Genomic DNA, 14,968 nt, shown 5'->3' with positions numbered 1-14,968 from the left:
GACTGCCCCGGAGGTACGGTTCATGGCTCACCGACTCAGGCCCGTGGAACTGGACTTCACCCTGTCCGCGCCGGTCCGGCTCGTGTTCACGGCGGAGGTGCGGGCCGACCCCGCGGCCGTGTACCGCGCGCTCGCGGAGGACGTCGAGGGCTGGCCCGGCTGGTTCACGGCCATCACGTCCGCGCGGCCGACCCGGAACGGCGCGGGCCGGGAGGTCCGGCTGCGCGGCGGCACGCGCTTCCAGGAGACGATCATGAGCACGGAGCCCGGCGAACGCTACGCATACCGCATCGACGAGACCAACGCCCCGGGCATGCGGGCGATGCTGGAGGAGTGGCGGCTGACGGCCGCGGGCTCAGGCACCCGGGTGCGGTGGACTATGGCGGTCGACGGCTCGGCTCCGTTGCGCCTCCTCATGGGTCTCGCCAAGCCCGCGATGGGCCGGGCCTTCCGCGACGCGGTGCGCAATCTGGACCGCCGGCTCACCTCCGCGGCGGCGTAGCCGGTTGCCGCAGCCGGCTCCCCGGCCGTGCGGCGAGCGGACCGCGTGGGAGCGGCGCCGGATCCGCCACCGGCCGTGGGCGGACCGCTGGCCGGCCGCCGGTCCGGTTCGGCGGACGACCCCGGTCAGCCGGGCCAGACCCCGGTGTCCAGGAACTCCTCGACGGCGGCGGTGTACGGGGCGATGTCGAGCCCCTGTCCCGCCAGCCAGTCGTCGGAGTAGTACTTGTCCAGGTAACGGTCGCCCGGGTCGCAGATCAGGGTCACGACACTGCCCTGCTCCCCCGCCGCCACCATCTCGGCGACGATCTTCAGCGCGCTCCACAGACCCGTGCCGGTGGAGCCGCCGGCCTTGCGGCCGATCGCCTTCTCCAGGGCACGTACGGCCGCGACGGTCGCCGCGTCGGGCACCTTCATCATCCGGTCGATGGCTCCGGGCACGAAGCTCGGCTCCATGCGCGGCCGTCCGATGCCCTCGATGCGGGAGCCGCAGTCGCTCGTGGCCAGCGCGTCGCCCCGGGTCCAGCCCTCGAAGAAGCAGGAGTTCTCGGGGTCAGGGACGCAGACCCTGGTGTCGTACTGCATGTAGTGGACGTAGCGGGCGATGGTCGCCGAGGTGCCGCCCGTACCGGCGGTGGCCACGATCCAGGCGGGCTCGGGGTAGCGCTCCAACTTCAGCTGCTGGTAGATCGATTCGGCGATGTTGTTGTTGCCGCGCCAGTCGGTGGCCCGCTCGGCGTAGGTGAACTGGTCCATGTAGTGCCCGCCGGTCCGGGCGGCGAGCGTCGCGGACTCCTCGTACATCTTCCGCGAGTCGTCCACGAAGTGGCACCGGCCGCCGTGGAATTCGATGAGGCGGCACTTCTCCCCGCTGGTGGTGCGCGGCATCACGGCGATGAACGGCACGCCGATGAGCTTGGCGAAGTACGCCTCGGAGACGGCGGTCGAGCCGCTGGAGGCCTCGATGACCGGCTTGCCGGGCCGGATCCAGCCGTTGCACAGCCCGTACAGGAACAGCGAACGCGCCAGCCGGTGCTTGAGGCTGCCCGTCGGGTGGGTGGACTCGTCCTTGAGGTAGAGGTCGATACCCCACGACTCGGGCAGCGGGAACCGCAGCAGATGGGTGTCGGCCGAGCGGTTGGCGTCGGCCTGGACTTTCCGCACGGCTTCTTTGAGCCATGCCCGGTACTCGGTGTCGCTGCGGTCCACATCGACGGTGGCCATTGCCTCATAGGTGGTCATGCGCCCCGCTCCTCTCTCTCAGGCCGACGCTCCCCACTGCCCACAATAAGCCCCTCACCTGCACAAACGTTGACTTTGGGGTTCCATAGGGGTTGCTTGTGGAAGCGGCGGGGACGCGCTCTGGTGCCCGTGCGGATGCCTGTGCAGACTGAGGTGCAGGAGCGGGCGCGAAGGGGGCGGCCATGTCGGAGGCGGAGTTCACGGCAGCCATGCCGGAACCGGAGTTCAGCGCCACGGGCGTGCGGATCGAGCGGTGGCCCCGCTCGCTCACGACGGCCGGTCAGGTCCTGGTCGAGGGCGGCAGGCTCGCCCTGCTGACCAGTTACGGACGGGTCATCGACAGCGCGCCCGTGCAGGCGGTCCGGGTGGGCAAGCCCTGGTTCGCGGGCGGCGACAGCGCCGTCGCGACCGTCAACGGCACCCGCTACCGGCTGACACTCAGCGGCGCCCGCCAGGACCTCGGCGACGGGGCGCTGACCGGCCGCCTCCTGGAGGTGCTCCGCAAGGCCGGGGGCGGTCCCGGCTGATCCGGCGAACCGTCCCCCACCTGGCCGCATGTGCGCGGAGTTGCGGAGGCGTCACGCCGGGTTCACTCTTGATTCATCACTCAGGGTTCACCGGCGGTGACACTGTGACCCAGCCCCCGCCGGCACAAACAGCAGGCAGCAGCCAACTGCTGGATCCGATCCTTCGTCTTCTTCCGGACCTATTTCGGGGAGTCGCAGCCGTGATCAGCGAGGCAAGCAGGCATTGCACGGTGGAGCTCCAGGCTCTCCCGTCGCGGATCGGTCAGGTCCGCAGAATCGTGTCGGCGCAATTGCGCTACTGGCAGCTCGATCGCTTGATCGACCAGGCGGCTCTCGGCGTCACCGAGCTCCTGACCAACGTCCACCGGCACGCACAGCCCGACAAGCTGTGCACCGTGGAGATGGAGCTGCTCTTCGACCGGCTCACCGTACGGGTGCACGACCACGACCCCCGGATACCGACGCTCGGATCCGCGGGACCGCTCGAGACCACCGGCCGTGGTCTCGCGCTGATCGAGGCCGTGAGCGAGAGCTGGGGAGTGCTGCCCAAGGGCGACGCGGGAAAGGTCGTCTGGTTCACGCTCCCCACGACCCTCCCGGCCCCGGCGGCACCGTCGCCGTACGCGGTCACCGCGGTCTTCGGTACGGCCGCCACCCCCTTCCCCGTCGTCGAGGCCGAGCCGCGGGAGCGTGCCCCGGTGCGGGCGGCCGTGGCGACCTGAACAACACGTCATCGGCCAGGCCCCGAGCGGCCGTCCCGGACTCCGGGACGGCCGCTCGCGGTGCGGGCGTCAGGCCGGGCCGCCCTTCGCATGCGGCCCGAACTGCTCGTCCAGCACCGACAGCCGGCGCCAGTACTCGTCCTCGTCGATCTCACCGGCGGCGAACCGCCGCCCGAGCAGCGCGATCGGCGACGGCTCCCCGTCCGTCGCGTGCGGCCGGCCCCACGGCCCGGAACGGCCGCGCCGGGCGGTGCGCCTCAGCAGCGTGATGCCGCCCAGGATCACGGCCGCCCAGACGAGCGGGAAGAGCAGGATCCACGGGCCGGGCCCGTCGTGGGTGAGCGAGTTCATTTCCGGTCGGCTCCTCGTGTTCCGGTGGTGATGTCCCGTGCCATACGAGCGTCACCCCGCAAGGGCGTCCGGGTCGTCGTACGGCCGGCGGCAGTGCGGGTACCGCGCCGGGAGTACGAGTACGTGCGGTCGCGGATGAACTCCGCGCTCGGCCCGACCGAACGGCTGCGACTCCGAGGCCGGCCGCGGGAGCGAACGGACGGAGGCGTCCGACGGCCCGGGGAGCACCGGGCCGAGGGCGAAGCGAACCGGGGGAAGGACCGGTCGACCGGGAACAGGTGACCGAGGCCGGCCCAAGGGCGGGGCGACCGGGACCGGCCGTACGGCCGAGCCTCGAATCAGGCGGCCGTGATCGAGCCGGCGGATCAGACGACCGGGATCAGTGTGAGGTAGGCGAGTCCGAGCACGCTCCGGTAGCCGCGCAGCCAGCTCGCCCGGTGACGGTCCACCCGCTCGCGGGTGCTGTCGGCGAGGGGGTGCCCCTCATGGGTGGCGAGCCATTCCTCGACGTCGGCCAGATAGCCCGACTCGAAGTCCTCCCACTCCGATTCACTCGCGGTCTCGATCGCCTCGACACGGAACCCGGCCGCGGTGGCGGCCTCGGCGACGTCGGCCAGCAGAAGGTGGTCGTCGGCTCGCGCGTCCGGCCACATCGCGGCCAGTTCCTCCGGCGTGGGAACGCGCTGCCAGAAGCCCTCGCCGAAGAGCACGCGCCCGCCGGGGGTGACGAGTGAACGCAGCGCGCGGAGCGCCTCGGTGGTCGCCGAAAGCGTCCCGGACGTACCGGCCTCGCCACCGGCGGCCGGGCCGCGGTCCTCGGCACCGCCGCCCGCGGCGGTGCCATCGGGGTCGAGCAGCGCCTGGCCGGAGCCCACGCACAGCACGACGTCGGCCGGCCCGTGCGGAGTGCCGGTGGCCGACTCCTCGAGGAACCGGACGCGTTCCAGGAGCCCTCGCCCGACCGCGTTGCGGCGTCCGCGGGCCAGATCCTCCCCGTTCAGGTCGATGCCCACGCCCTTGGCACCGGGCGACGCCTCCAGCAGCCGCAGCATCAACTCGCCCCAGCCGCAGCCGATGTCGAGCACGGTGGCCGGCTCCCGGCCGGCGAGACGTGCGACGAGCCGGGCTGCGCGCTCCTCGGAGAGCGGCCCGTGGAAGGTGAGTCGGGTCAGGCGGGGCGGGAGATCGGTGTCGGCCATGCCGTGGACCGTACGGCCACCGCCCCTCGGACGCATCCGAATTCCCGCGCTCCGGCAGCGCATCGGCGGAGGCGGCCGGTCGTCGCTGGGGGCTCAGGAGACGCGCTGCGCCAGCACGCTCAGCGGATCGTCGAGCACCGGCTGCCAGGCCAGTTCCGCCGCGCCCACCAGGCTGTTGTGGTCGAGGGTGCACGGCAGGATGGGCACACTGCCGCTGCGGCCCCACAGGCTGCGGTCGGCGACCACGGCCCGCAGCCGCTCGGGATCGGCGTCGAGCAGTTCCCGGTGGAGACCGCCGAGGATGATGCGGTCCGGGTTGAGGATGTTGACGAGCCCCGCGAGCCCGAGGCCCAGTCGGTCGACGATCTCCTCGCCCGCCGCCCGCACCGTCGGGTCGTCGTACTCCTTGCGCAGCAGGTCCCTGGCCTGCTGGAGCAGGGAGACCTCGGGGCCCGGGTCACGGCCGGCCGCCGTGAGGAACGCGAGCGGGTCGGCCTCCACGTCGAGGCAGCCGCGGCTGCCGCAGTGGCAGGCGCGTCCTTCGGGGTTGACGGTGAGGTGGCCCACCTCCAGGGCGAGACCGGAACTTCCGGTGTGCAGTCTGCCGTCGAGGACGAGCGCGCCGCCGACGCCACGGTGGCCGGTGGCGACACAGAGGAGGTGCTGGGCTCCGCGGCCCGCACCGTGCCGGTGCTCGGCGAGGGCCGCGAGGTTCACGTCGTTGCCGGTGAAGGCGGGTCCCGTGATGCCGGCCGCTCGTACGCGATCGGCGAAGATGTCGCGGACGGGAGCGCCCGCCGGCCAGGCGAGGTGCAGCGGATTGAGGGCGGTGCCCTCCGGCTCGGCGACGGCGGAGGGCACGGCGAGCCCGGCGCCGACGCAGCGGCGGCCGGACTCCTCCAGCAGTTCGGCGCCCGCCTCCACGACTTCGCCGAGCACCTGCGCCGGGTCGGCGGAAACCGTGACGCAGCCGGGCGCGGTCGCCACGATCGTGCCGCCGAGTCCGACCAGTGCGGCTCGGAACCCGTCGGCGTGCACCTGGGCCGCGAGGGCGACGGGGCCGCTCTCGTCCACGGCGAGGCGGTGGGACGGACGGCCCTGGGAGCCGGCGGCCGCCCCGGGACGGGAGTCCACCCGGATCAGGCCGAGCGCCTCGAGTTCGGCGGCGACCGCACCGGCCGTGGCCCTGGTCACGCCCAACTCGGCGGTCAGCACGGCCCGGGTGGGGGCACGGCCCGTGTGGACCAGTTCCAGTGCGGGGCCCAGGGCGCTGCGGCCTCTCTCCAGCCGCGTCCGGGTGCTCGTCGCCTTGCCGTTCATGGGCGAAGTCTCCCATGATCCCGCAGGCCGGGGGACGCTTCGGGGGGCGCCCGCACGGGGGCGGCGGGACGGCGGTGCGGGGCTGTTCCCGGTACGGCCGGGCGCGGGCTGCGTGCACCCGGGCCCCGCGCACGGCCCGGCCCGGGAACGCCGCTTCGGACGGCGGGCGCGGGCGGTCGGCCGTGTTGTGCGGGAGCGGCGACGGCCCCTATGCTGATTTTGTGCCGCTACTAAACAAACCCTCCTCCACCCATTCCCTCACCCGGCTCCGGACCGCCCTCACCGTCTTCTTCGGCCTCGACGGCTTCCTCTTCGCGGGCTGGGTCGTCCGCATCCCCGCCATCAAGGAGCAGACCGGAGCCTCGGCGAGCGATCTGGGCCTCGCCCTCCTCGGCGTCTCCGCCGGGGCCGTGGTGACGATGACGCTCACCGGGCGCCTGTGCAGGCGCTTCGGAAGCCATCCGATGACCGTCGCGGCCGCGGTCCTGCTCTCCCTCGGCATCGCGCTGCCCGCGCAGACGCACTCCACACTCGCCCTGGGCCTGGTGCTGCTGGTGTTCGGCGCCGCCTACGGCGGGATCAACGTGGCCATGAACAGCGCCGCCGTCGACCTGGTCGCCGCGCTGCGACGGCCCGTCATGCCCAGCTTCCACGCGGCCTTCAGCCTGGGCGGCATGATCGGCGCCGGCCTCGGCGGGCTGGTGGCCGCGGGCCTCTCCCCCGCCGCACACCTGCTCGTCCTCACCGTGACCGGCCTCGCCGTCACCGCCGTGGCCGGACCGGTACTGCTGCGGTACCCCTCGCCCTCGGTGCCCTCGAGCAGGGTCCGGGCCGCCTCCTCCGGCGCACGGGACGAACGGGCCCCGCGCCCCGACCGCCGTACGCGCCGGCTCGTCGCCGTGTTCGGCGTCATCGCCCTGTGCACCGCGTACGGCGAAGGAGCCCTGGCCGACTGGGGAGCGCTCCATCTGGAGCAGGACCTCGGCGCCCACGCGGGCATCGCGGCCGCCGGGTACTCGCTGTTCGCCCTGGCGATGACCGCGGGACGGCTCACCGGCACGACGCTCCTGGAACGGCTCGGCCAGACCCGGACGCTGGTCGCGGGCGGGGCGACCGCCGCCGTCGGCATGCTGCTCGGTTCCCTGGCGCCGACGGTCTGGCTCGCCCTGCTGGGCTTCGCCGTGACCGGGCTCGGACTGGCGAACATCTTCCCCGTGGCGGTGGCGCGTGCGGGGGCACTCGCCGGACCCAGCGGTGTGGCCACGGCCTCCACGCTGGGCTACGGCGGCATGCTGCTCGGCCCCCCGGCCATCGGCTTCCTCGCCGACTGGTTCTCGCTGCCGGTGGCCCTGACGACGGTGGCCGCGCTCGCCGCCGTGGCCGCGGTGATCGGCTACGCCGCCCGCCGGGCCCCGGCCGGGCCGGCCCCGGAGGCGCGGGGCGAGGACCGGAGATCGCCGGCCGCCACTGCGCCTGCCCGCCGGGAGGCATGCCCGACCGGACCTCGCTGACGGCAGCGGGTGGCGGGACGGGCCGGCCCGCTGACGGCAGCCGATGGCGGGACGGGCCCAGCCTCGCTGACGCGTCCGTGCGCGGGCCGGGGCGAACCGCCCCGGCCCGACCCGGCCCAGCGCGCGCCCAGGCGATCACGACGCCACCGGGCATGCGCCCCGGCGGCTCGGAAGGCTCGCGCTCCGAACACGCCGGCGCGTGCACTCGCGGCGTGCGTCGGCCGCGACGCCGAGCGCGCACGACCGCCGCACCGACCCGCTCGTCCGGAATGGCACACGGCGTGGGGGCGTTGAGAAGGCGATGAGTCAGCTCTCTCCCGAGGAATCGCCCCTCTCGGCCGAGCGGCAGGCCGCCCGCGAGCGGCTCGCGGCCGACCGTACGGGCACGCGCGAGCTGATCGCGGCCCTGAGCCGCGAGTACGAGGGAATCGTCGAGGCGAACGCCCTGGTGGCGGTGGACGACGAACACGACCCCGAGGGATCGAGCACGGCCTTCGAGCGTGCGCACGTCGCCGCGCTGCTCGCCCAGGCGCGCGACCACATGGCCGATCTGGATCGGGCGCTGGAACGCCTGGAGCGGGGCGCGTACGGACGGTGCGAGAAGTGCGGCGAGCCGATACCGGCCGAGCGGCTGGAAGCACGTCCGGCGGCGACCACCTGCGTTCGCTGCGCCGCGGCCCCGCGCCGACGCCGCCCCTGACCCGTACCCCCTGACACCGACGCGCCGGCCCCTGGAGGGGGGATGCCCGCCGGTGCAGCCGGACCACGCCGCGTTCGCGGGGATCCCGTACGCCCGTCTCCCGTCAGGCCCCGGCCCAACCCCGCCGCGCTGAGGGCTGAGTAGCGGCTCGGGTTGAGTACGGACTCCCTGAGTACCCGTACTCAGGCACAGCGCCGCCTGTCGCGCGCACCATGGACGCATCGACCTCAGGGGGCATCCGCCATGACAATCCGGTTCAGCAACGCACGGCGCCTGCCGGGCCTCGTCCGGTCGGCCGTCGTCAGTCCCGCATCGCTCGCCTATCTCGGCGTCGTCGCCGCCACGGCCCTCTTCGTCGCCGTCGACAGCCTGTTCGTGCACCAGGCGGACGCCTCGCTCGCCGGGGTCTGGCTGTTCCTGCTCGCCGCACCGGCCATCTTCGTCTTCATGATCGCGGGCTCGCTGCTGGGCGACGCCACGGCCGGCTCCGCCTGGTTCCTCTACCCCTCGCTGGTGGTCTCGGTACTCGTGCAGGCGGTCGCGCTCGGTCTGTTCGTGCGCCTGCTGCGGGCCGAGCGCCACTCGCCCCGGCCCCACGGCGCCTGAGGTACACGTCCCGCTCTCCCCGACTCCCGCCCTGTCCCGGACTCCCGCGTCCCGGACCGCCGTAACCAGGCCGAACTCCCCAACGCATCCCGCCGGTCCGGTGCCGCGGGCACAATGGCCACCATGGAGACGGGCGAGCTGATCGAGCACCTGCGTGCGGAGGGCCGCTCGCTCGCCGGTGCCGCCGAGGCGGCGGGGCCGGACGCGGCCGTGCCGACCTGTCCCGGGTGGCGGATCAGGGACCTGCTGAGGCACACCGGCACGGTGCACCGCTGGGCGACGGCGTTCGTGACCGAGGGGTACACGGAGTACCGCCCGGACGCCGGTGAGCCGGACCTGGACGGAAAGGCGCTGCTGGAGTGGTTCCGCGAGGGACACGGTCTGCTTGTGCGGGCGCTCTCCGAGGCCCCGGCCGATCTGGACTGCTGGACCTTTCTGCCGGCGCCTTCACCACTCGCCTTCTGGGCGCGCCGCCAGGCCCATGAGACGGCCGTGCACCGTGCGGACGCCGAGTCGGCGCTCGGCGAGCCGGGTCCGGTACCGCAGCGGCCGGCCGCCGACGGCATCGACGAGTTGCTCCGCGCGTTCCACGGCCGCCGCCGGAGCCGGGTGAGGACCGGGGTGCCGAGAGTCCTGCGGGTACGGACCACGGACACGGGCGACGTCTGGACGGTAAGGCTGTCGGCCGAAGCGCCGCGCACCTACCGCTCGGCGGAGGGACCGGCGGACTGCGAGCTGAGCGGTCCCGCGGGGAGGCTCCACCTCGTGCTGTGGAACCGGCTTCCGGTCACGGACGTGACGCTGGACGGCGACGGGGAACTCGCACGGCTCTGGCGGGAGAATTCCGCGATCACCTGGAGCTGAGGCCCTGCGGCCCCTGGGCACCGGACCGCGGGATCCTCGGCCCCCGGGTGGTCGCCCTCAGTGGGCCGCCCGGTCCGTCAGCATCCGGGACAGCACGGCCCGCTGGAGCGGCTGCACCTCGGCATGGCGCTCGCGGCCCTTGTCGGTGAGCACCACCCGAACTCCGCGCCGGTCCTCGCTGCACATCCCGCGGGACACCAGGCCTTCCTTCTCCAGCCGGGCGATCAGCCGGGACAGCGCGCTCTGGCTGAGATGCACGCGGGAGGCGAGCTCCTGCACCCGGTACGAACAGCCCCCGTCCTCGGCGGCCCCTTCGGCGAGCACGTCCAGGACCTCGAAGTCGCTGGCGCCGAGTCCGTGCCGGTGGAGTTCACGGTCGAGCTCGCACATCGTCCGCGCGTGCAGCGCGAGTACATCACGCCATTCGTTCACGAGCGCACGCTCGGACTTCTTCGCGGCCATGGCCCGCACGTTAGCAGAAGCCGGCCACTTCATTGCAACGGAATTAAATGCGCTTGCATTCAATGCACGTGCATGTAGTGTCGCCTTCCATGACCTCTCAGACCGACGTCCCCACGTCACGGGAGCGCTGGACCCCCCGGCTGTGGGGCACTCTCCTCGTGCTCTGCGCCGCGATGTTCCTCGACGCCCTCGACGTCTCGATGGTGGGCGTCGCCCTGCCGTCCATCGCCACCGACCTGGGCCTGTCCACCGCGACGCTCCAATGGATCGTCAGCGGCTACATCCTCGGCTACGGCGGACTGCTGCTGCTCGGCGGCCGCGCGGCCGACCTGCTGGGCCGGCGCAGGGTATTCCTGATCGCGCTCGCCGTGTTCGCGCTGGCCTCGCTGCTCGGCGGGCTGGTGGACTCCGGACCGCTGCTCATCGCCAGCCGGTTCGTCAAGGGCCTGAGCGCCGCGTTCACCGCGCCCGCCGGACTGTCCATCATCACCACGACCTTCAAGGAGGGCCCGCAGCGCAACCGGGCCCTCGCCATCTACACCACCTGCGCGGCCACCGGCTTCTCCATGGGCCTGGTGCTGTCCGGCCTGCTGACCGAGGTGAGTTGGCGGCTGACGATGCTGCTGCCCGCTCCGATCGCCCTGATGGCGCTGCTCGCGGGCATGCGGCTGATCCCGCACAGCCGCAGGGAGGACTCCGGCAAGGGCTACGACGTACCGGGCGCCGTCACCGGGACCGCCGCGATGCTGCTGCTGGTCTTCACCGTCGTCCAGGCACCCGAGGCGGGCTGGACCTCGGCCCGTACGCTGCTGTCCTTCCTGGCCGCGGCGGGGCTGCTCACGCTCTTCGCCGGGATCGAACGGCGGAGCCCCCACCCGCTGATCCGGCTGGGCGTGCTGCGTTCGGGCAGTCAGATCCGGGCCAATCTCGGCGCCGCGTTCTTCTTCGGCTCCTACGTCGGCTTCCAGTTCCTCGTCACCCAGTACATGCAGTCGCTGCTCGGCTGGTCGGCGCTGCAGACGGCACTGGCCTTCCTGCCCGCCGGCGCGCTGGTGGCGCTCTCCTCCACGAAGATCGGCGGGCTCGTCGACCGCTTCGGCACACCCCGGGTGATCGCGACCGGGTTCACGCTCCTGGTGCTCGGCTACGCGCTGTTCCTCCGGATCGACCTCGTGCCACGCTACGCCGCGGTGGTCCTCCCCTCGATGCTGCTGCTGGGCGCGGCGTGCGCCCTGGTCTTCCCCTCGCTCAACATCCAGGCCACCAACGGCGTCGAGGACCACGAGCAGGGCATGGTCTCGGGGCTGCTGAACACCTCGATCCAGGTCGGCGGGGCGGTCTTCCTCGCCGTCGTCACGGCGGTGATCACCGCCGGCGGCGGGACGGGCGGCACTCCGCAGGACGTACTGGACAGCTTCCGGCCCGGCCTCGTGGTGGTCACCGTGATCGCGGCGGCGGGTCTGCTGGTCACGCTCACCGGGCTGCGCCGCCGGCGCGCCGAGCGGCGGACCGTCGTGGTCGCGCGGTCCGGCGAGGACCCGGACCTGCGGGACGCGACCCTCCCGGCCGCGACGGAACCCGTAGGCGCCCGGGACTGACACCAGGCCCGTCGACGACCGCGGAGCGACACGAACAGGGCGGCGGGTGCGGGGGATTGCCCGCGCACCGCCGCCCTGTGACACTCGCGGCATGGGGGAACGTACACAGGCGGAGCGGGACGAGATGACCGTCGAGATCGGTTACGCGCTCTTCAGCGCGGCCTTCGCGGCGGCGGTGGTCTTCGGGGCGATCGCGGGACCGAAGCTGATGTTCGCCATGCCGTACGCCGTCGAGCGCGGGCTGCTGCTCGCCGCCACGTCCGTGGCGGCACTGGTCTTCCCGCTGCGCGTGGTCACGGTGCTGCGGCGGTTCTCGCGCGAGGCGGACCGGCGCGACCGCCCGGATCGGCCCGGCCGGTCCGAACAGTGACCCCCGGTCGGCCCGTGCCGCCCGATCAGCCAAGCCAGCCGGGCCGGACGAGCCCCGACTCGTAGGCGAGGACGACGAGTTGGGCGCGATCCCGGGCACCCAGTTTGACCATCGTCCGGCTGACGTGTGTCTTGGCCGTGAGCGGGCTGACGACGAGCCGGCGGGCGATCTCCTCGTTGGACAGCCCGATGCCGACGAGGGCCATCACCTCCCGTTCCCGTTCGGTGAGGTCCGCGAGGGCTTCGGCTCCTGCGGGTTCCTTGGAGCGGGCGGCGAACTCGGCGATGAGCCGCCGCGTGACGCCCGGCGACAGCAGCGCGTCTCCTTCCACCACCGCCCGCACCGCGCGCAGCAGTTCCTCCGGCTCGGTGTCCTTCACGAGGAACCCGGAGGCGCCGGAGCGGATCGCCTCGAAGACGTACTCGTCCAGCTCGAAGGTGGTCAGCATGACCACCCTGACCCCGTCGAGCCCCGCGTCGCCGGTGATGCGGCGGGTGGCTGCGAGCCCGTCGAGCAGCGGCATGCGGATGTCCATCAGGACCACGTCGGGACGGAGCGCGGCGACCCTCTCCAGAGCCTCCTCGCCGTCCGCCGCCTCCCCGGCGACCTCGATGTCCGGCTGGGCGTCGAGCAGCGCCCGGAAGCCGGCGCGTACGAGCGCCTGGTCGTCGGCGAGCACCACCCGGATCACGGCGTCTCCTTCGGCTCGATCGGCAGCTCGGCGTGCACGCGGAAGCCTCCGCCCGCACGGGGACCCGCCTCGATCGTGCCACCCAGTGCCGCGGCCCGTTCCCGCATCCCGACGAGCCCCCGCCCGCTTCCCCCGTGGTCTCCTCCCGTGGCGGGACCCTCGTCCTCGACGGTGAGGGCGAGACGGCCGGGCGCGTACGCGATCCCGACCCGGGCCGTGCGGGAGCCGGAGTGCCGTACGACGTTCGTGAGCGCCTCCTGCACGATGCGGAAGGCCGCGAGGTCGGCGCCGGGCACGAGGGCGGTCTCCTTGCCCTCCGTCACGACCTCCACCCTGAGCCCCGCCCCTGCGGCCTGCTCGACGAGTTCGGGCAGCCGGCCGAGTCCGGGGGCGGGTGCGCGGGGTGCCTCGCCCGGCGCCCGGAGCGTGTCGAGGACCTGCCTCACCTCGCCGAGCGCCTCCTTGCTGGCCGCCTTGATGGTGGTGAGGGCAGTACGGGCCTGTTCCGGGTCGGAGTCGAGCAGAGCGAGCCCGACCCCAGCCTGGACGTTGATGACGGAGATGGAGTGGGCGAGGACGTCGTGGAGTTCGCGGGCGATGCGCAGCCGTTCCTCGTCCACCCGGCGCTTCTCCGCGGCCTGCCGTTCGGCGTGTTCGCGTGCCCACTGCTCCCGGCGTACGCGTACCGCCTCGGCGGCCGCGAGGACCGCCGCGATCCAGGCGGCCCCCACCAGCTCCTGGCCCCAGGCCGCCGCCCGGTCGCCGGCCGGCGGCAGATACGCGAACAGCCAGTGCGCGATGAGGAGATGACCCGCCCAGAGGAGCCCGACGGCTCCCCATGCCGGGCGGCGGTGTCCCGCGACGACGGCCGAGAACACGGCCACGGCGACGGTGAGGAAGACCGGTCCGTACGGGTATCCGGCGCCCAGATAGACCAGGGTGACGACGACGACCGCGTAGAGGGCGGCGACCGGGTGCCTGCGGCGGACGAGCAGGACCGCGGGCCCCGCGAGCAGGAGCAGCCGGCCGAGGACGTCGAGGGACTCGCGGTCGGGCTGGTTCCGGGCCGCGAAACCCGTCCCGGCCGACACGATCACGGCCAGGACCAGGCTGGACCGCCACGGCAGCCCCGTCCCGTCCCGGGAGCCTGGCCGACGGCGCCACCACGGCGCGCCCCCGTGCGCCCACGGCGGGCCGTGTCTCCAGGGCGGGCCGCCGTCGGGGCGGGAGCGCTGCTCGTCCATACCCGTCACGCTAGACCCGGCCGCCGCGCGGGGGCGTCAGCCGTGGGCGGTGATCACGCGTACTCCCGGCGGAGTACTCCGCGGGGCCGCACGGAGCGGCCGGTCCCGGCCGCGGGTCAGCCGGAGCCCGCGACGGGCCGGCCGGAACCGGTGACGGGCCGGCCGGAACCCGCGACGGAGCCGGAGCCGACCGCGGACGGGAGGATCCCCGCCTCCCGGCCGAGCCGATCCGCGGCGTGCGCGAAGAACGCATCCCTGTCCTCGACGACCCGGTGGAACTGCCCGAACACCTCGAAGGAGATCAGCCCGAAGAGCTGCGACCAGGCGGCGACCAGCGAGGCGACGAGCTCCGGCGGCAGCCCGGGGGCGAGGTCCGCTGCCATCCGCTCGGCCTCGGGGCGCAGCCCGTCGGGGAGTCCGGGCGGTGCGGCGCCCGGTCCGTCGAGAGCGTCGCGAGCGACGCCGACGAGGGCGAGGCCGACCCGGGAGGCCGGCTCGACGGTGACCTGGGGGGCGGCGTAACCGGGCACGGGCGAGCCGTAGATCAGGGCGTACTCATGGGGGTGCTCGAGGGCCCAGGCGCGAACGGCGGCGCAGACCGCCCCCCAGCGGGCGAGCGGATCCCCGCCGGTGCGGGCGGCCGTCTCCGCAGCGGCGCCCACGGAGTCGTACGCGTCCACGATCAGCGCGGTGAGCAGTTCGTCCCGGCTGGGGAAGTAGCGGTACAGCGCCGAGGAGACCATGCCGAGTTCCCGGGCGACGGCTCGCAGGGAGAGTTTGGCGGCGCCGGCGGCGGCGAGCTGTCTGCGCGCCTCGTCCTTGATGGCCGCGGTGATCTCGCTGCGCGCCCGCTCCCGGGCCCCGCGGACGGCGGGACCGGTGCTGTCGGCGGACCGGGCGGTGCGGTGCTCGCTGTTCATGCGGAGCAGTGTTCCATGTTTCGGAGCACCGACCAACAACGAGAGCACTGCTCTTGCACCGGACATCCGCGTGGTGCACACTGCTCACAAGAGAGAGCAGTGCTCTCCCCGGCCCGGTGGCGGTCCGGGATCCCGTCGAT

Annotated in this window: 17 protein-coding genes; 9 read left to right on the top strand and 8 right to left on the bottom strand. The window is 73.5% G+C overall.

Features of this window, described 5'->3' with window-relative positions:
* The first annotated feature begins 22 nt into the window (after window positions 1-22).
* The gene (locus tag BLT82_RS14375) at window positions 23-502 is read left to right on the top strand and encodes an SRPBCC family protein (protein WP_093654644.1); all 480 of its coding nucleotides are present in this window, start codon (window positions 23-25) and stop codon (window positions 500-502) included.
* A gap of 125 nt (window positions 503-627) precedes the next feature.
* Here the strand turns inward: BLT82_RS14375 and BLT82_RS14370 are convergent, their stop codons facing one another.
* A complete protein-coding gene (locus BLT82_RS14370) occupies window positions 628-1,743 on the bottom strand; it encodes a PLP-dependent cysteine synthase family protein (protein ID WP_093654642.1) in 1,116 nt (371 codons plus the stop codon).
* Between the two features lie 182 nt (window positions 1,744-1,925).
* Here BLT82_RS14370 and BLT82_RS14365 point away from each other — a divergent pair, with 182 nt between their 5' ends.
* Window positions 1,926-2,270 (top strand): hypothetical protein, encoded by a 345-nt coding sequence (locus BLT82_RS14365; RefSeq protein WP_093654640.1) that lies wholly within the window; start codon window positions 1,926-1,928, stop codon window positions 2,268-2,270.
* A gap of 200 nt (window positions 2,271-2,470) precedes the next feature.
* Entirely contained in the window at window positions 2,471-2,992 is a 522-nt protein-coding gene (locus tag BLT82_RS14360) for an ATP-binding protein (protein WP_093654638.1), read from the top strand.
* Between the two features lie 69 nt (window positions 2,993-3,061).
* On the opposite strand, the gene BLT82_RS14355 is transcribed toward BLT82_RS14360, so the two are convergent.
* The 3 genes from BLT82_RS14355 to BLT82_RS14345 all read right to left on the bottom strand — a co-directional run bounded on the left by BLT82_RS14355 (window position 3,062) and on the right by BLT82_RS14345 (window position 5,862).
* Window positions 3,062-3,343 (bottom strand): SHOCT domain-containing protein, encoded by a 282-nt coding sequence (locus BLT82_RS14355; RefSeq protein WP_093654636.1) that lies wholly within the window; start codon window positions 3,341-3,343, stop codon window positions 3,062-3,064.
* Between the two features lie 365 nt (window positions 3,344-3,708).
* On the bottom strand, window positions 3,709-4,542 hold the full coding sequence (locus tag BLT82_RS14350; protein WP_404204050.1) for an SAM-dependent methyltransferase: 834 nt from the start codon (window positions 4,540-4,542) through the stop codon (window positions 3,709-3,711).
* A 93-nt stretch (window positions 4,543-4,635) separates the two neighbouring features.
* Entirely contained in the window at window positions 4,636-5,862 is a 1,227-nt protein-coding gene (locus BLT82_RS14345) for an ROK family protein (RefSeq protein ID WP_093654632.1), read from the bottom strand.
* A gap of 221 nt (window positions 5,863-6,083) precedes the next feature.
* Between BLT82_RS14345 and BLT82_RS14340 the strand changes: the two genes are divergently transcribed.
* The 4 genes from BLT82_RS14340 to BLT82_RS14325 all read left to right on the top strand — a co-directional run bounded on the left by BLT82_RS14340 (window position 6,084) and on the right by BLT82_RS14325 (window position 9,543).
* On the top strand, window positions 6,084-7,373 hold the full coding sequence (locus tag BLT82_RS14340) for an MFS transporter (RefSeq protein ID WP_093654630.1): 1,290 nt from the start codon (window positions 6,084-6,086) through the stop codon (window positions 7,371-7,373).
* A gap of 301 nt (window positions 7,374-7,674) precedes the next feature.
* Window positions 7,675-8,073, top strand: coding sequence for a TraR/DksA family transcriptional regulator (locus tag BLT82_RS14335; RefSeq protein ID WP_093654628.1), 399 nt, complete (start codon window positions 7,675-7,677; stop codon window positions 8,071-8,073).
* A gap of 243 nt (window positions 8,074-8,316) precedes the next feature.
* Entirely contained in the window at window positions 8,317-8,679 is a 363-nt protein-coding gene (locus BLT82_RS14330) for an SCO4225 family membrane protein (RefSeq protein WP_093654626.1), read from the top strand.
* 123 nt (window positions 8,680-8,802) lie between these two features.
* Window positions 8,803-9,543 carry a maleylpyruvate isomerase family mycothiol-dependent enzyme gene (locus BLT82_RS14325; RefSeq protein ID WP_093654777.1) on the top strand — a complete coding sequence of 247 codons (741 nt, stop codon included), beginning with the start codon at window positions 8,803-8,805 and terminating at the stop codon, window positions 9,541-9,543.
* Window positions 9,544-9,600: 57 nt separating this feature from the next.
* Here BLT82_RS14325 and BLT82_RS14320 read toward each other — a convergent pair whose 3' ends face one another.
* The gene (locus BLT82_RS14320; RefSeq protein ID WP_093654624.1) at window positions 9,601-10,005 is read right to left on the bottom strand and encodes a MarR family winged helix-turn-helix transcriptional regulator; all 405 of its coding nucleotides are present in this window, start codon (window positions 10,003-10,005) and stop codon (window positions 9,601-9,603) included.
* An 89-nt stretch (window positions 10,006-10,094) separates the two neighbouring features.
* On the opposite strand from BLT82_RS14320, the gene BLT82_RS14315 reads away from it, so the two are divergent.
* A complete protein-coding gene (locus tag BLT82_RS14315) occupies window positions 10,095-11,603 on the top strand; it encodes an MFS transporter (protein WP_093654622.1) in 1,509 nt (502 codons plus the stop codon).
* Between the two features lie 91 nt (window positions 11,604-11,694).
* Entirely contained in the window at window positions 11,695-11,973 is a 279-nt protein-coding gene (locus tag BLT82_RS14310; protein WP_093654620.1) for a DUF6332 family protein, read from the top strand.
* 25 nt (window positions 11,974-11,998) lie between these two features.
* Here the strand turns inward: BLT82_RS14310 and BLT82_RS14305 are convergent, their stop codons facing one another.
* The 3 genes from BLT82_RS14305 to BLT82_RS14295 all read right to left on the bottom strand — a co-directional run bounded on the left by BLT82_RS14305 (window position 11,999) and on the right by BLT82_RS14295 (window position 14,828).
* Window positions 11,999-12,664, bottom strand: coding sequence for a response regulator (locus BLT82_RS14305; protein ID WP_093654618.1), 666 nt, complete (start codon window positions 12,662-12,664; stop codon window positions 11,999-12,001).
* The gene (locus BLT82_RS14300) at window positions 12,661-13,908 is read right to left on the bottom strand and encodes a sensor histidine kinase (RefSeq protein ID WP_093654616.1); all 1,248 of its coding nucleotides are present in this window, start codon (window positions 13,906-13,908) and stop codon (window positions 12,661-12,663) included. The genes BLT82_RS14305 and BLT82_RS14300 overlap by 4 nt, the downstream gene beginning before the upstream one ends.
* Before the next feature lie 116 nt (window positions 13,909-14,024).
* On the bottom strand, window positions 14,025-14,828 hold the full coding sequence (locus tag BLT82_RS14295; RefSeq protein WP_093654614.1) for a TetR/AcrR family transcriptional regulator: 804 nt from the start codon (window positions 14,826-14,828) through the stop codon (window positions 14,025-14,027).
* Between the last annotated feature and the right edge of the window lie 140 nt (window positions 14,829-14,968).

Origin of the sequence: Streptomyces wuyuanensis, assembly GCF_900103455.1 — a bacterium.
Taxonomy (GTDB): Bacteria; Actinomycetota; Actinomycetes; order Streptomycetales; family Streptomycetaceae; genus Streptomyces; species Streptomyces wuyuanensis.
This window is presented reverse-complemented; position numbering and strand designations above follow the sequence as displayed.

Bases quoted from the DNA above. Each gene is read 5' to 3' on its own strand.
- BLT82_RS14330 (WP_093654626.1), top strand. From the start codon at position 8,317: ATGACAATCCGGTTCAGCAACGCACGGCGCCTGCCGGGCCTCGTCCGG.
- BLT82_RS14375 (WP_093654644.1), top strand. From the start codon at position 23: ATGGCTCACCGACTCAGGCCCGTGGAACTGGACTTCACCCTGTCCGCG.
- BLT82_RS14355 (WP_093654636.1), bottom strand. From the start codon at position 3,343: ATGAACTCGCTCACCCACGACGGGCCCGGCCCGTGGATCCTGCTCTTC.
- BLT82_RS14315 (WP_093654622.1), top strand. From the start codon at position 10,095: ATGACCTCTCAGACCGACGTCCCCACGTCACGGGAGCGCTGGACCCCC.
- BLT82_RS14365 (WP_093654640.1), top strand. From the start codon at position 1,926: ATGTCGGAGGCGGAGTTCACGGCAGCCATGCCGGAACCGGAGTTCAGC.
- BLT82_RS14320 (WP_093654624.1), bottom strand. From the start codon at position 10,005: ATGGCCGCGAAGAAGTCCGAGCGTGCGCTCGTGAACGAATGGCGTGAT.
- BLT82_RS14300 (WP_093654616.1), bottom strand. From the start codon at position 13,908: ATGGACGAGCAGCGCTCCCGCCCCGACGGCGGCCCGCCCTGGAGACAC.
- BLT82_RS14345 (WP_093654632.1), bottom strand. From the start codon at position 5,862: ATGAACGGCAAGGCGACGAGCACCCGGACGCGGCTGGAGAGAGGCCGC.
- BLT82_RS14350 (WP_404204050.1), bottom strand. From the start codon at position 4,542: ATGGCCGACACCGATCTCCCGCCCCGCCTGACCCGACTCACCTTCCAC.
- BLT82_RS14295 (WP_093654614.1), bottom strand. From the start codon at position 14,828: ATGAACAGCGAGCACCGCACCGCCCGGTCCGCCGACAGCACCGGTCCC.
- BLT82_RS14310 (WP_093654620.1), top strand. From the start codon at position 11,695: ATGGGGGAACGTACACAGGCGGAGCGGGACGAGATGACCGTCGAGATC.
- BLT82_RS14335 (WP_093654628.1), top strand. From the start codon at position 7,675: ATGAGTCAGCTCTCTCCCGAGGAATCGCCCCTCTCGGCCGAGCGGCAG.
- BLT82_RS14325 (WP_093654777.1), top strand. From the start codon at position 8,803: ATGGAGACGGGCGAGCTGATCGAGCACCTGCGTGCGGAGGGCCGCTCG.
- BLT82_RS14370 (WP_093654642.1), bottom strand. From the start codon at position 1,743: ATGACCACCTATGAGGCAATGGCCACCGTCGATGTGGACCGCAGCGAC.